Annotated in this window: 19 protein-coding genes; all 19 read right to left on the reverse strand. The window is 53.3% G+C overall.

Features of this window, described 5'->3' with window-relative positions:
- Positions 1 to 14: 14 nt before the first annotated feature.
- The 19 genes from ACTQ1N_RS10700 to ACTQ1N_RS10790 all read right to left on the reverse strand — a co-directional run bounded on the left by ACTQ1N_RS10700 (position 15) and on the right by ACTQ1N_RS10790 (position 13512).
- Complete coding sequence (locus ACTQ1N_RS10700; RefSeq protein WP_441206731.1) at positions 15 to 383, reverse strand: hypothetical protein; 369 nt, start codon at positions 381 to 383, stop codon at positions 15 to 17.
- 3 nt (positions 384 to 386) lie between these two features.
- Positions 387 to 3038 carry a phage tail tape measure protein gene (locus ACTQ1N_RS10705; protein ID WP_441206730.1) on the reverse strand — a complete coding sequence of 884 codons (2652 nt, stop codon included), beginning with the start codon at positions 3036 to 3038 and terminating at the stop codon, positions 387 to 389.
- A 55-nt stretch (positions 3039 to 3093) separates the two neighbouring features.
- Positions 3094 to 3228: a hypothetical protein gene (locus ACTQ1N_RS10710; protein WP_441100600.1), complete on the reverse strand. Its 135-nt coding sequence runs from the start codon at positions 3226 to 3228 to the stop codon at positions 3094 to 3096.
- A gap of 32 nt (positions 3229 to 3260) precedes the next feature.
- Positions 3261 to 3635 carry a hypothetical protein gene (locus ACTQ1N_RS10715; RefSeq protein ID WP_441206729.1) on the reverse strand — a complete coding sequence of 125 codons (375 nt, stop codon included), beginning with the start codon at positions 3633 to 3635 and terminating at the stop codon, positions 3261 to 3263.
- Positions 3636 to 3650: 15 nt separating this feature from the next.
- Positions 3651 to 4301 carry a major tail protein gene (locus ACTQ1N_RS10720; protein WP_441206728.1) on the reverse strand — a complete coding sequence of 217 codons (651 nt, stop codon included), beginning with the start codon at positions 4299 to 4301 and terminating at the stop codon, positions 3651 to 3653.
- A 1-nt stretch (position 4302) separates the two neighbouring features.
- Positions 4303 to 4629, reverse strand: a complete 327-nt coding sequence (locus ACTQ1N_RS10725) for a hypothetical protein (RefSeq protein WP_441206727.1) — start codon at positions 4627 to 4629, stop codon at positions 4303 to 4305.
- Between the two features lie 15 nt (positions 4630 to 4644).
- Positions 4645 to 5016: an HK97 gp10 family phage protein gene (locus ACTQ1N_RS10730; RefSeq protein WP_441206726.1), complete on the reverse strand. Its 372-nt coding sequence runs from the start codon at positions 5014 to 5016 to the stop codon at positions 4645 to 4647.
- Complete coding sequence (locus ACTQ1N_RS10735; RefSeq protein WP_441206725.1) at positions 5013 to 5345, reverse strand: phage head closure protein; 333 nt, start codon at positions 5343 to 5345, stop codon at positions 5013 to 5015. The genes ACTQ1N_RS10730 and ACTQ1N_RS10735 overlap by 4 nt, the downstream gene beginning before the upstream one ends.
- A gap of 12 nt (positions 5346 to 5357) precedes the next feature.
- The gene (locus ACTQ1N_RS10740; RefSeq protein WP_441206724.1) at positions 5358 to 5627 is read right to left on the reverse strand and encodes a head-tail connector protein; all 270 of its coding nucleotides are present in this window, start codon (positions 5625 to 5627) and stop codon (positions 5358 to 5360) included.
- Positions 5628 to 5708: 81 nt separating this feature from the next.
- Complete coding sequence (locus ACTQ1N_RS10745) at positions 5709 to 6902, reverse strand: phage major capsid protein (protein WP_441206723.1); 1194 nt, start codon at positions 6900 to 6902, stop codon at positions 5709 to 5711.
- Between the two features lie 13 nt (positions 6903 to 6915).
- Entirely contained in the window at positions 6916 to 7770 is an 855-nt protein-coding gene (locus ACTQ1N_RS10750; protein ID WP_441206722.1) for a head maturation protease, ClpP-related, read from the reverse strand.
- Positions 7767 to 9140: a phage portal protein gene (locus ACTQ1N_RS10755; protein WP_441206721.1), complete on the reverse strand. Its 1374-nt coding sequence runs from the start codon at positions 9138 to 9140 to the stop codon at positions 7767 to 7769. The genes ACTQ1N_RS10750 and ACTQ1N_RS10755 overlap by 4 nt, the downstream gene beginning before the upstream one ends.
- A gap of 14 nt (positions 9141 to 9154) precedes the next feature.
- Entirely contained in the window at positions 9155 to 10750 is a 1596-nt protein-coding gene (locus tag ACTQ1N_RS10760; protein ID WP_441956757.1) for a terminase large subunit, read from the reverse strand.
- 20 nt (positions 10751 to 10770) lie between these two features.
- The gene (locus ACTQ1N_RS10765; RefSeq protein WP_441206720.1) at positions 10771 to 11244 is read right to left on the reverse strand and encodes a phage terminase small subunit P27 family; all 474 of its coding nucleotides are present in this window, start codon (positions 11242 to 11244) and stop codon (positions 10771 to 10773) included.
- Positions 11245 to 11391: 147 nt separating this feature from the next.
- On the reverse strand, positions 11392 to 11619 hold the full coding sequence (locus tag ACTQ1N_RS10770; RefSeq protein WP_441956740.1) for a DUF7678 domain-containing protein: 228 nt from the start codon (positions 11617 to 11619) through the stop codon (positions 11392 to 11394).
- A 182-nt stretch (positions 11620 to 11801) separates the two neighbouring features.
- Positions 11802 to 12236, reverse strand: a complete 435-nt coding sequence (locus tag ACTQ1N_RS10775) for a DUF7698 family protein (protein ID WP_441956741.1) — start codon at positions 12234 to 12236, stop codon at positions 11802 to 11804.
- 130 nt (positions 12237 to 12366) lie between these two features.
- The gene (locus tag ACTQ1N_RS10780) at positions 12367 to 12546 is read right to left on the reverse strand and encodes a DUF5049 domain-containing protein (protein WP_441100585.1); all 180 of its coding nucleotides are present in this window, start codon (positions 12544 to 12546) and stop codon (positions 12367 to 12369) included.
- Between the two features lies 1 nt (position 12547).
- Positions 12548 to 12772: a DUF4314 domain-containing protein gene (locus tag ACTQ1N_RS10785; RefSeq protein WP_441956742.1), complete on the reverse strand. Its 225-nt coding sequence runs from the start codon at positions 12770 to 12772 to the stop codon at positions 12548 to 12550.
- Positions 12769 to 13512, reverse strand: a complete 744-nt coding sequence (locus ACTQ1N_RS10790) for a virulence protein (protein WP_441956743.1) — start codon at positions 13510 to 13512, stop codon at positions 12769 to 12771. The genes ACTQ1N_RS10785 and ACTQ1N_RS10790 overlap by 4 nt, the downstream gene beginning before the upstream one ends.
- Positions 13513 to 13609 lie beyond the last annotated feature (97 nt).

Genomic DNA, 13609 nt, shown 5'->3' on the forward strand with positions numbered 1-13609 from the left:
AAGCGCCTCCTTCCTTAGAACTCTTCCAGATCGAAGCTTACGGTGTAGAGTCCATTCGTCCCTCTTGTCTTTTCTGAATGCTTCTCCGGTCCGGTTTTGAAGTTCCGCATCCGCATGGTTCTTGTCTTGTAGCCCTGCGTCTTCAGGTCATAGAGCCTCACCTGTATCGAATCCTTATCCCGGAACGTGGCAAAGATAGCTGCCCACCGGCTCGAACATGGAAAAGAGGCAGAGACGGACAGCTTGTCATACCTGGTGACAATGACCTGATCCGTTCCTGCCTCGGTCTGATTGGTACTCTCCACAACAGAATAGCTCTCTTCCCAGCTTTCCGGTGTGAAGAGCTTTACATCATCAAAGTAGATTGGGTAATCACTTAGCATGCATCATCGACCTCCTGACCGATAGTTGCTCCGCTGGGTCGCCCGGACGACGATCTCATCAATCCTCTCCTGCCCGATGTAGACGGGGATAATGATGTCACCGCCACCTACTCCTGCGAGGGCACCCTTCACGATTTCCGCAAGCTTATCCGTACCAACCACAGCTTCCTGCCCTGCTTCACCGCCACCAATGAGTCTTCCACCTGCAGCGCCGAAGATCGTCGGGCTGTTTAAGAGGTAGGCATCATCCATAGCTTTCCGATACCAATCGACGGAAAGATGCGGAACCGAGGGCGGATTAATGGAGAGCTTACCGCTGATCGAGAAGTGCGGGAGCTTGATATGTGGAAGCTCCAGATGGCAGCCGGAGAAGAATCCCTTGATCCGATCCAGGCCGCCACTCACGATGCTCTTGGCATTTTCGATCATGGAGGAGAAAGCTCCTTTGATCTCACCAAGTTTCCCCTGTGCGGAAGAAAGCGCATCACCAAGCTTCCCGCCTGTGAGATTATTGATGGTAGTAAAGCCCGTCTCCCAGATCGACTTGTAAGCATCCACAGCTGTTCCGATGATGCCCTTGATCCCGCCGCCGTGCTGATCGATGGACGACTGAATCGCATCCCAGGCATTCCCGGTGTTCGTCTTTATGGTATCCCACGCAGTACCGATCGTGGTTTTGACGTTGTCAAAGGTCGTGCCTGCTGTCGTCTTGATCCCGTCCCACACACCGGAGAGAGTGGATGTAATACCGCCCCATACTGTCGATGCTGTAGAGCTAATCGTCGACCAGGTATTCGAAAGGAAATCAGAGATCCCAGTAAAGACCGTGGTTGCTGTCGTACTGATCCCATCCCAAAGTCCTGTGAAGAAGCTGCTGATGCCGTTCCAGACCGATTCTGTAGTAGATTTAATCCCATCCCAGAGGCCGGAAAAGAAGTCGCCGAGGCCTTCACCAATGCTCTGTACACCAGAACAGACGGTAGACCAGACACCGCCAAACCACTCGGAGATTTCTCCCCAGTGCTTCACGATCTCAATCACCGCGACTACAGCAGCCACGACCGCCGCAATGATGGCGATGATCGGGAGGATCGGAACGGAAACTGCTGTGATCGCCGGGATCGCCGTTGTAGAAAGAAATCCGACCAGCTTTCCGACCACACTTGTGACGGAACCCACAGCGGTGACAACCTTGCCGACACCGACGACGACCGGACCAACAGCTGCAGCGATAAGTGCGGCTTTGACGATTGCCTCTTGCATTCCCGGGGACAGACCATCCCACGCACTTTTGAGAGCCGTCACCACATCTTTGATCTGGGTCATCGCTTCCGTGATCATTGGTGCCGACGCATCTACGATCTCCGCGCCGAGGTCTTTTAAGTTGTTCATCACAACTGTCATCTGGTCGAGCGGATCCAGAGTTTCATTGAACGTACTCTCCACCGATCCCGCGTAATCTCCCAGCGTGGTAGAGAGGTCGCTAAGCGAGAGCTTCCCGCTCTGCACCGCGTTGTAGATCGCACCACCGGCACGGGAGCCAAAAAGGTCGTAGGCTGCCTGCAGCTTCTCGGTATCGGAGGCATTGCTGTTCATGGTTTTGGAGAAATCCTTCAGTGCATCGCTAAGAGACTGTCCATTCTTTGTCGCGGTCTTCTGCGCCTTGGTAAGGCCGGTCAGCATCGTCGAGGTATCAAGGCCGGACATCTCCACCGCACCCATGAACCCAGCGGCCTGCTCGGCAGAAAGTCCCATCGACTGGAACTGTGCAGCATTTTTGGAAAGATCCTGCGAGAGCGTATCCATCGACACACCGGTCGCCTGTCCGACCTGATTTAAGGCATCGAGGAGGTTTCCGGCATCATCGGACGACTGCCCGAAGGCATTGAGGACGGAAGAGACGTTATCAACCGAGGTGCTGACGTCCGTGCTGTTGAGGGTTGCGAACTCCACGAACTTCTTAGAGAGGTCTTCAAGTGCATCCCCCGTCAGACCAAATCTGGTGTTTACTTCGCCAATGGCATCCCCAGCAGTCTGAAAGTCCGTCGGAATCGTCTCTGCGATCGACTTGGCACGCTTCTGCATGTCCTCAAGGGCTGCACCGCTTGCTCCTGTCTTCTGCGTCACAGTATCGAGCGCTTCATCGACTTCCTTCCACGCGGCAACCGAGGCAGCACCGACTGCAGCGACTGGAACCGTGATGCCTTTAGTGAGTCCTTCACCGACATCACTGATCTTGCCGCCGACTTCTTTCATCTTGTCCCCGGCGACCTGAAGTTCTTGTCCTGCAACAGAGCCAAACTTCTTATACTCGTCCTCGAGTCCTTCGAGGGACTGCTTAGTGGCTTCAATCTCCCGGGTCAGTGCTTCCTGCTGTTTTTGCGTCTCCTCAGTCTGAGGACCAGCCTTAAGCTGGGCAAGGGCTTCTTTCTCCTCGGAAAGCTTCTTCTTGGTCGCATCGATCGCTTCGGTCAGGTACTTCTGCTTCTGTGCCAGAAGATCTGCATTGCCCGGATCCATCTTGAGGAGCTTGTTCACGTCCTTCAGGTTACTCTGGGTATCCCGGATTTCCTTGTTCACGCCTTTCAGGGCATTGGAGAGCTTGGTCGTATCGCCGTCCAGCTCGATTGTGATTCCTTTAATACGATCTGCCATAGCCTACTCCTCCCTTCATGGCATGAAAAAAGCATCGGCTCATCACCGATGCGAATTAAAACGAATCGAAATCCTCCTGTGTCGCCACCTGCCGGTACTCATCGTCGCAGAAGTCGTTCCCAGACTCAATGATCATATCCATCACAGTCCCCTCGTCCAGCTCATCCAGCTCAGACAACGTCAGTCCCATCTGCTTCGCCCTCAGGAGAAACACCGCCGTGTTTACTTCCCGCTCCGTTGGGCGGCTTCTTTTTTTGGCTTGGAGCTTGTCCTCCGTGATCCAAGGTAGAGCGTGACGAACTCCTGCATGTGAAGAAAGAGCTCTGCCCCGTCGAACTGATCCGCCCATTCGAGGAAGGCGTCCTCGTTCAGCTTATTCATGTCACGCTTTTCTGCCTGCGCGTTCATGATAAAGGCCAGCTTGTCGCCGACGGTCATATCCGTCTGGTCATCCTCGCTGTTCTCCATCTTGTTTAAGAGGATCATGAGATCCTGGTGGAAGACCTGCTTATAGCGGTATGCTGTGGTCCCCGTTGCGAGAAACGGGAACTTCTGCTCCGACCCATCATTGAGCCGGAGGGAAATTTCCTGATACATGTCTACTCCTCCTTATCACTTAGAGCTTGTCGTTGTCGAAGATGTGGTACTACCGCCAGACGTAGAAGAACCTCCTGACGCCTTTGCAGCAGCAGGCGTGTAGACCTTACTGTACCAGCTCTGGTAGGTGGCATCGGTGGTATCTGCACAGGAACGGGCCTTTACGATGTTCTTTCCAAGCGTGGCATCCCTGATCGATGTCGCATTGATGGTAAGGCTTTCGGTCTGTACCTCGATGGAGTCCTCCTTGGTGCTGGATGCCACAGACGGTCTTGTTGCCGTGCAGTTATACATGACGTGGCGGATCTCATTCACATCGCCATCAAACTCAAAGAGAAGCGCAAAGTGAATGGGCTGGGCATCCGCATCTTCAACCAGAACTCCGTTTCCATCCTTGATCTCGCCGAGCACGTTCTCCCGGAAGTCCTCCGGTACCATCGCAGACTCGAAGTCCCCGTTATAGCCGCTGTTCGCATTGGTGACAAAATACTGCACGCCGTCTGCCCAGAAGATCGTCTGGTCTCCCTGTGCATCCAGTGAGAGAGATACCGCACCCGGCCATGCAATCGGATCCGCAAAGGTGGCGGTCCCATCCTCCGCGATCGTTGCAATGGCATAATGTACGTTTTTCAGGTTGTACTTGACCTTGTTCTTTTTACTTGCCATTTCAGACCTCCTGTTCAAATGAATACAGGACCTCGTAGAGCTTCTCAGAATCTATCCAGGTCTCTGTCTTTTCAAAGAAGATCCCGCTTTGGATCAGCTGATCTTCCAGTCTCTTTTCTATCTCCGGATCCTTCTTATCCGTGTAGAGCTCGATGTCGATCTCTGTGATCGGGAAATATACGGTTCCATCCGCGGCAAAGTTATCGCTGTTCGGACAGCGGAAACAGAGGAAGGGAGGATCCGGCCCTTCCCCTTCCGCAAAGTGATCATAGGTATAAGGAATCCCTTGCTTCTCCAACTCCTCCAGAATCTGTATGATCTTGTCCATTGCTTCCTCCCATCCTCAGCCCTTTAATTCCTTCTCAATCTCATCTGATAGCTTCCCGGTGATCTCTTCTTCGACCGGAGCGATGTGTGGAATGCCTGCAACTCTTCCACCTCCACGCTTGGCATGGCCTTTCTCCAAGAGGTGCGTGAGTCTATAGATCTTGTTGTGAACAACCACTTCTGCGCCAACCGCCGTCTCCTTCTGGACGGTAGATCGCCATCCTTTTGCGTACTTTCCGGTGCGCTTTGGCGATTTCTCCTTCAGTTCTTTTGCCGCTTCCTTCCCGGCATCCTTGATCTCCTGCTTTACGATGTCGTTCACATCCTCCGCGTAGTCCGAGAGGGTCTTTTCCGCCGTCGCCGCTAGATCATCTACTTTCACCTTCATCGCTTCACCTTCTCACATTTGAATTTCATGCTCCGTTTCTTAAAGCCCATCGGGTCAATGGCGGTCACGTTGTAGATATTGTCTCCCAGCCGGATCCGGATCTTTGTGGAGTCGAGCCCTTCGAGGCACTTTGCATACCGGACGGTAAAGTCGATCGCATCCGTGCTGTTTGTGGTTCCCGCCTCCTGCTTTTCGGATCCTCCGCTCTGTACCGGTGTTGCCCAGCAGGTGTAGAAGTCTGTCCAGGTGTTGGTGTGATTGCCATACTTGTCTTTGATGACCTCATTCTTCTGGATCGTAAGCCTTACATTCATTGCTGCGATATTCATCCCGCACCTCCGTCAGAACCTTGGATCCCGTTCTCCGAAGAGAAGGTTTCGAAGCGTGATGGTCAGGGCGTGATGATCCGCTTCCTCCCGGTGCTCATTGAGATAGGCCAGGGTATAGAGGACTGCCACAACTGTGATCGGGCTGCTCTCATCTTCGAGGCTGTCTTTCCGGAGAACGGCAGCAACTAAGTTCTCAGCGGCATCCAATTCCTGCTGAATGATGTCATCTTCGTCACCAGAATCGACCCGGAGATATTTCTTTGCTTCCTCCAGCGTGATCATCCTGTCCTCCCTTCAAATTAGAAAGAAAGCCCAGAGCTTTGACACTCTGAGCCTCCATCATTTCTGAATTACTTCTGCAGATCAGGCAGATGCTCCTGCCTTCAGGATCTGCACGGCTTCCGGAAGAACCAGAAGGCCATCGACACGCTCCTTGGCGACATACCCGATCATGCCGTTTCCGGCAAAGAGCTCACGAAGCTCCTGCATGGAACGACTCCCGCGATCGCCGATGTTGTAGTAGCTGTAGTCACCAAAGGCCATCACAGGCTTTCCTGCCGCAAGCTCCGGTGCAAAGGCGCTGGTGTGAACCGCATAGCCAAGAAGTCTGTCCGGCTCCCCTGCCTGATAGGACGGTTGCCAGATGTAAGCGCCGTTGTTGTCCTTAAGCTTCCGGAGAGTTGCAAGGGTCTGGTCGTTCATGATGAACGATGCTTTCTTCCGGTACGGACGCTTCAACGCGTAGACCAGATCCAGCACATCATCGGTGCCAAGCTTGGTGCCGGTCAGGGTCTTTGCGACCGTGCCGCCATTAGTCTCATCAAAGAGACCGGTGGGCTTTCCCTTCCCATCGCCGTTTAAGAAAGCATCCTCCTCGGCATTGGCAATGGCGATTCCGAACTGTGTGGTGATGTAGCTTGCAAGGTCAAACATGGAGTCATACAGAAGCTCCTCGGTAACCTTCACTGCCACATGGAGCTTATGGGCGTCCATGATCTTCTGTCCAAACTTCGCGTCGGTGAACTGAAGCGCACCACCCTCTTCAATCCATGCTGCCGTCGGCTTGGCTCCCGCGATGTTGATCTTGTGCTCGCCGGAAGTGGTGATGTGGGTTGCAAGGCCCCGCATGATGTTCTCTTCATTCAGGACATCGATGAGGCGGCTGTCCCACTCCTCCGGAACGAGGTATCCGCCATCGGCATCCACACCCTCCTGCAGGATGTCGGAAACCTGATGGAAGTTCGTGCGCATGGCGGTCAGCATATCCTTGGCATACTGATCGGAAGCGCGTCCCTGCTTCTTCGGCTTATCGTTGCCTGCGGAAGGCATGTTGGAAAGAGGAGAAGAGGTCGGCTGACTCAGCTGTGCCTCAATAGCAGCCTGACGATTCAGACGGTCGATCTCCTTGGTGAGATCTGTGATCTCCTTTTCCATGCGGTCATAGGTTTCTCCATCGGCGGCAGAAAGGACGCCGTTCTCTCCTCTGTGTGCTTCGAGGAAGGCCTTTGCTGCCTCCCACGCTCTTGCCCTTTTTGCAATCAAATCCTGTACGTTCATTGTGTTCTCCTCCTCACATCATCGTGTGCAGCAGATTCAGGCGATCCATCAGAGCATCCACGCTCCGGCCTTCCTCTACTTTGCTTTCGGCATCAGGACCATCCTGTGCCTTGTTTCTAACCTTGTAGTGTTCCTTCACCTTGTTGGTGAATGCAGCCGCCATCTGACGACTGGAATAAAGAAAACCCGCAACAAGCAGATCTTCGTTCTTCTTCTCAGGATTACCTTCAGATTCCTCCGGATTCTCCTTGGCAGGATCGTCCTCTTCCTGATCCTGTTCTTCCTGTTCCCTGCGATAGAGATCCGGTCTCTCCATCACACGGTCTGCAAAATGAAGCTCCACTGCCTTGCTCGCATCCATCCAGGTCTCATCGTCCATGAGCTTACTGAGCTTGTTCTTGGAGAGCCCGGTCTTCTTGACGTAGGCATTCAGGATCGAATCCTTGACGGAATCGAGCATCGAGATGGCCTGCGCAAGATCATCCTTATCCCCCATTGCCATCGTGGACGGATTGTGGATCATCAGCATCGACACCGGAGAGACAAGAACCTCGTCTCCTGCCATCGCAATGACCGATGCCGCTGATGCTGCAAGGCCGTCGATCTTCACGGTGACCTTTCCGTCATAGGACAAGAGCATGTTGTAGATCTGCGCTGCCGCCCAGACATCGCCGCCCGGAGAGTTGATCCAGACCGTGATCGGTCCTTTCCCGGAATCAAGGTCGGACTTAAAAAGAGCTGGCGTGACGTCATCGTCAAACCAACTCTCCGAAGCGATGGTTCCGTTCAAAAACAGTGTGCGTGCGGCAAGATCCGGATCTTCTCCATCCGGTGCCTTGTTCCGCACCCACTTCCAAAACTTGTTCATGTGTTCCTCCTTCCCCTTCTTAGGGGCTTATTGTTCTTGGTATCTTCTTCCGGCTCCTGGTCTGGATCCTCCTGCTTCTTCTCAGGCTCTTCATCGGGCTCATCCTGCTCCGGAGGACTACTTCCACCACCGGAAGTCTGGTAGGCCGCTCCTGCCGATTTCAAAGGCGTCATCGATCCATTTACAAGAAACAGGTTCCCGCCCTCCTCGTCTGGGACAAGATCCATGTTCTCTAAGCGCCGGACATCGTTCACACACAAAAAGCCGTTGCTGATTCCGGTCGCATAGCCCTGCATACGACTCTCATAGTTGCCGCGAAGAAGACCGTCCACGTTGAAACGCGCATAGTAGATCTTCTTCTCCTCCGGGGTAAGGAGAGAGCGAGAGATTGCAGACTCGATTCTGGCAAGCCACGGCTGCAGACTGTAGGTCACAAATTCCAGCGACTGTTCCTCAATATTAGAAAAAGTCGCGTGCTCAAGATCTCCAATCATATGCGGCGGCACCCGGAAGATCCTTGCGATCTCATCGATCTGGAACTTTCGAGTATCCAGAAACTGCGCTTCTTGCGGATTGATGGAGATCGGCGAATACTTCATGCCCTCTTCCAACACCGCAACCTTCCCGGCATTCTGGCTCCCGCCAAAGGCAGCCTGCCAGCTATCCCGTACTTTCTCCGGATCCTTCAGGATACCGGGATGCTCGAGAACTCCGGAAGGCGCGGCTCCGTTCTCGAAGAACTTAGAGCCATATTCCTCACAGGCCATCGAAAGACCGATACTGTTCTTTGCCATCGCAATCGGGCTGTACCCCACAAGGCCATCAAACCCAAGGCCCGGGATCTGCATCACCTCATGGGGAGAGAGCTTGACGATCGTCTCCTTCATGGTCGGCGCATCCGATCCCTTGGACCAGAGGTACTGGTAGTAGATATGTCCGTTCTCATCCCGGTCCACCGTCATGCGGTTTGGCATCAGAGGATACAGTGCTGTGATCTCGCCTTTTCCATTCCGGATAATCTGCACATAGGCATTACCCCACAGGAGAAGATGTGTGAGGATCGTCTCCCAGAAGGTGTAAGCCGTCATCTCTTCATTCGGCTCACTGTGAAGAAGAAAGTACAGCAGATGATCCGTTGCCTTTACCTTGCTCCCATCCTCCTCTTTGTAGAGGTGAAGTGGCAGGCTTGCCACAGCTTCTGCCAGCACCCGGACACAGGCATACACGGCAGTCACCTGCATCGAGCTTCGCTCTGTCACGGTCTTGCCGGATGAGGTGTGTCCATAGTAAGCGCGGTAGACACTGCCGGAGGTAGAGTCTTGCGGATCCGCTCTTGCCTTCCTTCTGTGAAATAAATCCTTAAATCCCATCGATCCTTCCTCCATCAAAATGTGATCAGCCCTCGGCTGTCGTAAACACTCTCTGCTTGTTCCTGCCGAATACAGCGATCCAGCGCCATAATCGATGCAACGATACCGTCGATCTTTTCCGGTGACTTTGCCTTGGTCGGCTTGATGTTATCGGCAGCGTCCCGATCTACTACCACGTTCAGGGCCATCCACCGAAGGACCGGATTACCACCGTGGATGATCTTTCCTTCCATCATCAGTTTGTAGAACTCCTTGGTCGGGGCGGACATATCTTTGAAGCCCTGTCCAAAGGGCACCATCGTCAAGCCGTCATCCTGCAGGTTGATAATGAGCTGGGTCGCATTCCACCTGTCGACCGCGATTTCCTTGATGTTGTAGATCTTGTAGAGATCCAGGATGAACTTCTCGATGAAGTTGTAGTCGATCACATTTCCTTCCGTCGCCTTCATGTATCCCTGCTTTACCCAGACATCGTAGGGAACAGAGGCCCTTCGCACCCGGATTGGAATGGTGTCCTCCGGAACCCAGAAGAACGGCAGGCAGATGTACTTCTCCCTCTCATCCCTCGGTGGAAACATCAGAACCAGTGCGGTGATGTCGCCGGTGCTGGAAAGGTCTAGACCTCCATAGCACTCATGACCCTTGAGCGAGTCCAGATCAATCGTCTCATTGCCCTGATCAAAGACCTGCTCCGGAATGAAGGCGGTCGTTGAAGATACCCACATGTTGAGTCGGAGCTGCTTAAACACCGCCTCCTCCGCCGGATTTTCCATTGCCTCGTGGTAATGCTCCCGGACACGTTCAATGTCAATCGTCTGCCCGAGACTTGGATTTGCTTTGTACCAGTTCTTCTCATCGTGCCAGTCCTCATCATCTTCCAGTCCGTAGACAACTGGATAAAACGTATGATCTACACGCTGCCCGGAGAGGATGTCTTTTGCCTTCTGGTGCAGCTCGTAGCAGATCGAGTTCTTATCGGTTCCTGCAGTCGTAATCAGGAAATACAACGGCTGCTCACGGGCATCACCAGAGCCTTGCGTGAGTACATCGAAGAGTCTTCTAGTAGGTTGCGCATGGACCTCATCGAACACAAGACCAGAAACATTCAGGCCGTGTTTCGTTCCCACCTCTGCGGACAGCACCTGGTAGAATCCGGCATTCGAGTAGTTCACAATTCGCTTGCTGGCGGCCATGATCTTGGAGCGCTTTAAAAGCGCCGGTGTCATATTTACCATCTGGTGGGCGACATCAAAAACGATCGACGCCTGCTGGCGATCCGCGGCGGCACCATAGACTTCTGCGGATGGTTCGTTGTCCGCATACAGCAGGTACAGGGCAACTGCGGCGGCAAGCTCCGACTTTCCATTCTTCTTGCCAATCTCGATGTAGGCTGTCCGGAACTGCCGGTTTCCGTCTGGCTTTACGATTCCAAAGAGATCCCGGATGATTTTCTCCTGCCAAGGGAGGAGCCAGAAGCGTTTTCCGGCCCACTTGCCTTTGGTATGCCGGAGCATCTCGATGAACTTCACCGCCCGGTCTGCTTTGACCTTGTCATAGTGAGATGTTGGAAGCATGAATTTTGTCGGCTGGTAATCGGTCAGCTTTGGCATATCATTGGGACGTTTCTCCATTACGGATCACCTCCCAACAGCTCCTCCATCTCATCTCCTGGCGTTGGCTTCCCGGCATCTGCGATCAGGCGGGAACGGGATGCCGGAGTCAGACCGAACTCGGTCGCGAACTTTCCCATCTGCTTCATGTAGGTCTGTGCGATGGAGACCTGCGGGACCTGTTGCCAGTAGCCAGAAGGTGTCCGGACAAGAGTGCCGTGCTCTGTGATAAACTCCTCAGCTTCCTTCCATCTTGCGTAAGACTGGCAGTATGCAGCAAAGGCAGCCATATCGACTTCGGTGAGGACACCGATGGCTTCCATCTTCTTTGCCAGCCTGTGCCATTCCTTTCTGGCATCCTTATCGAGCCACTTCGGACAGGCAGGTGCTTTCCGCTCTGGCTTTGGCTCATTCTCATTCAGTTTTCTTTTCCCGGGATTTCCTTCCAGCTCCTTGATTGCGGTCGGAGTTGGCTTTCTTCCTCTGGTAGCCATAGGGAACACCTCCTTTCTGTCCATCAAAAAAGGACCGCCGAAGCGATCCTGTCCCATGTGATGTATGTGTAATGCGGTATATGTGAACGAGAGAAAGAGCCGTGTGGCTCTCCTCCCGGAAGTTGCTTTCAATTCAGCGTTTTCTTTTCAGTTGAAGTTTTGCAGGATGGCAAGGAGCGCAAGCTGTGCGTTTTCCGTCTCCGGCTCGATGTCCCATCCTCTGTCGTATCTTGCGACCGGGAAGTCTCCGAGGCGAATCTCAAGCTTGCTGATCTTGCCGCCCTCAATTCCGTAGTCCTCGCTCGGCTCTCCGTAAACCTTCGCGCTGTAGGTGAATGTCTGGTTCTCGATCTTGATGCTTCCTTTGTTCCACATGGTTTTTTCCTCCTTGTTTTGTTCTTGTTTGCCTTTTCCTTTGGCATGTACATATATCACTCTGCAAGGCTTATATAGCAAGGAGATCAGCCGGATATGTGTCACAAAGATCCGCCCCGGAAACTGTGTATTTTGTACGAGGAAGAGGTCCCTTTTGCGGGGCTCTCCCTCCCTTTCCGTTTTCAGTTCAGTGTCATTCTGAAGGCGTGGCCCTTCTCGTAGCCTTTTCCGAAAAAGTCCTTCCGGAGGTTGACCTCGACCATCTCGCCGATCGTGCAGCCGGCCCCTTTAAAAAGCCAAAGCGTCTCGACCGCGTCCGTTGCCCGGCAGGAGTAGGTGAAGGCCTTGATGCCGTTCTCCTTCATGCAGGTGGTGATGGCTTCCACATCCCGATCCCAGATGATGTCGTCGAAGTCGAGGATCTCGTTCTCGTTGTCTCTGGAATTCCGGTAGGCTCTCCAAACCTTGCAGGCAATGTCGCCCATCTCAATGATCCGATCCTCGGCTGCCTTCGCGGCTTCTCTTGCGGCATCCCTGCCCTCTGCAGTGGTGGCTTCCTTGTAGGCTTTCTTTGCTTCTGCGATGGTGTTGTAGGTTTCTTCAAAAATGTTCGTCATGGCTTTGTCCTCCTTGCTTTTTGCTTGTTTGCCTTTTCCTTTTGGCATGTACATATATCACTCTGCAGGCGATATATAGCAAGGAAATAAGCCTCATAACCTGCACAAAGATGTACCGAAAATCCTGTGCTTATCTGACATCTCCATGGAGAATAAAGCGGACGTATTCGTCCCGGTGCTCCTCAATAAAGAGCACCAGATCGTAGTAGTTCCGGTCGAAGGCGAGGCGCTGCACGTAGGGCAGGTCGAACATGTTCGTAAGGCCGCTGTCTCGAATCGCAATAATCTGTTGCCTGATCTTCTCATCCATATCAGTCCACCACCTTCCGCACGATGTCCTCGCCGTAGATCACGCTTAGTCCTGAACCGTTATCCCAGTGGACGAGCAAGGATCCCGTGTCATCGACGCCATAGACGATTCCTTTTGTGCCGATTGGCGGTGCCTGGATGTCGTTCATCTGAAGCAGCTCCACACGGGTGCCGTTCGGATAGATCTTGCGGAGTTCTTCAAACTCCTCTGGTCTGATTAGCTTCATGCTTCCACCTCCTTTGTTGAAGCGCCGTTTCGGAAGGCGGAGCTTCCGGAGAGGTTCTTCAATAGGATCTTCCGAGCTGCCTTGAAGTCCGGTCCAATGAAGCCCATCCGAAGAAGCCAGGTGCGGAAGGCGTACTTTTCATTGTCTGTCTCTACCGGCCTCTTGCTTGCGTGCTTCAGCTCCTTCGAGAGCTTGCAAAGCTGGGTGAGAAAAAGCATGTAGGCGTTTGTCTCTTCCGGCGTCAGCTCCCGGTCGAACCAGGGGAACTCGATCTTCTCCTCCGTGATGTTGATCCGGGTGTCGGTGATTCCGAGCGCCTTCTTGATGAGGCTCTCCTTTGCGCTGATCAGGTTTCTCAAGATTCCGACGTTTGCGGATGCAAGTGGAAGGCTGATCGTCAGCGCCGGTTCCTGCTCATCCTCGGCTGTTTCCTTCTCTTCCTCGGTGGTGTGTTCCGGCTCGGTGGTGTGTTCCGGCTCTGTGGTCTCCGCCTGCTCGGGTTGCTTGGTCTCGGCATCTTCCTCAGCGGTGAATCCCTTCTCGTTCAATGCTTTCATCACCATCTGCATCTTCTCCTCATCGCTGCAGCTTACCCCGCCATCCTTGTCAACCGTGATGTCTCCGATCTCGTAGGCGCAGGTCGGCATCCGCATGTACTGTGCTTTATCTCCGGTGATCTCCTCGATCGCATGCACCAGCTCTTTTCTCTTAGTTCCTGTCAGGTTGTAGTTTGCTTTCATGGCGTGTGCCTCCTTTTCTTTTGGTAGTACATACATCACTCAGGAGCACCGGAATAGCAACTCATACTGGCAGGAATTATGAACAAAGATCAGGCGG

The sequence above is a fragment of the Porcincola sp. LCP21S3_C12 genome, assembly GCF_052118625.1.
In the GTDB taxonomy this organism is placed as follows: Bacteria; Bacillota; Clostridia; order Lachnospirales; family Lachnospiraceae; genus Porcincola.

Bases quoted from the DNA above. Each gene is read 5' to 3' on its own strand.
- ACTQ1N_RS10700 (WP_441206731.1), bottom strand. From the start codon at position 383: ATGCTAAGTGATTACCCAATCTACTTTGATGATGTAAAGCTCTTCACA.
- ACTQ1N_RS10705 (WP_441206730.1), bottom strand. From the start codon at position 3,038: ATGGCAGATCGTATTAAAGGAATCACAATCGAGCTGGACGGCGATACG.
- ACTQ1N_RS10710 (WP_441100600.1), bottom strand. From the start codon at position 3,228: ATGGGACTGACGTTGTCTGAGCTGGATGAGCTGGACGAGGGGACTGTG.
- ACTQ1N_RS10715 (WP_441206729.1), bottom strand. From the start codon at position 3,635: ATGTATCAGGAAATTTCCCTCCGGCTCAATGATGGGTCGGAGCAGAAG.
- ACTQ1N_RS10720 (WP_441206728.1), bottom strand. From the start codon at position 4,301: ATGGCAAGTAAAAAGAACAAGGTCAAGTACAACCTGAAAAACGTACAT.
- ACTQ1N_RS10725 (WP_441206727.1), bottom strand. From the start codon at position 4,629: ATGGACAAGATCATACAGATTCTGGAGGAGTTGGAGAAGCAAGGGATT.
- ACTQ1N_RS10730 (WP_441206726.1), bottom strand. From the start codon at position 5,016: ATGAAGGTGAAAGTAGATGATCTAGCGGCGACGGCGGAAAAGACCCTC.
- ACTQ1N_RS10735 (WP_441206725.1), bottom strand. From the start codon at position 5,345: ATGAATATCGCAGCAATGAATGTAAGGCTTACGATCCAGAAGAATGAG.
- ACTQ1N_RS10740 (WP_441206724.1), bottom strand. From the start codon at position 5,627: ATGATCACGCTGGAGGAAGCAAAGAAATATCTCCGGGTCGATTCTGGT.
- ACTQ1N_RS10745 (WP_441206723.1), bottom strand. From the start codon at position 6,902: ATGAACGTACAGGATTTGATTGCAAAAAGGGCAAGAGCGTGGGAGGCA.
- ACTQ1N_RS10750 (WP_441206722.1), bottom strand. From the start codon at position 7,770: ATGAACAAGTTTTGGAAGTGGGTGCGGAACAAGGCACCGGATGGAGAA.
- ACTQ1N_RS10755 (WP_441206721.1), bottom strand. From the start codon at position 9,140: ATGGGATTTAAGGATTTATTTCACAGAAGGAAGGCAAGAGCGGATCCG.
- ACTQ1N_RS10760 (WP_441956757.1), bottom strand. From the start codon at position 10,750: ATGCCAAAGCTGACCGATTACCAGCCGACAAAATTCATGCTTCCAACA.
- ACTQ1N_RS10765 (WP_441206720.1), bottom strand. From the start codon at position 11,244: ATGGCTACCAGAGGAAGAAAGCCAACTCCGACCGCAATCAAGGAGCTG.
- ACTQ1N_RS10770 (WP_441956740.1), bottom strand. From the start codon at position 11,619: ATGTGGAACAAAGGAAGCATCAAGATCGAGAACCAGACATTCACCTAC.
- ACTQ1N_RS10775 (WP_441956741.1), bottom strand. From the start codon at position 12,236: ATGACGAACATTTTTGAAGAAACCTACAACACCATCGCAGAAGCAAAG.
- ACTQ1N_RS10780 (WP_441100585.1), bottom strand. From the start codon at position 12,546: ATGGATGAGAAGATCAGGCAACAGATTATTGCGATTCGAGACAGCGGC.
- ACTQ1N_RS10785 (WP_441956742.1), bottom strand. From the start codon at position 12,772: ATGAAGCTAATCAGACCAGAGGAGTTTGAAGAACTCCGCAAGATCTAT.
- ACTQ1N_RS10790 (WP_441956743.1), bottom strand. From the start codon at position 13,512: ATGAAAGCAAACTACAACCTGACAGGAACTAAGAGAAAAGAGCTGGTG.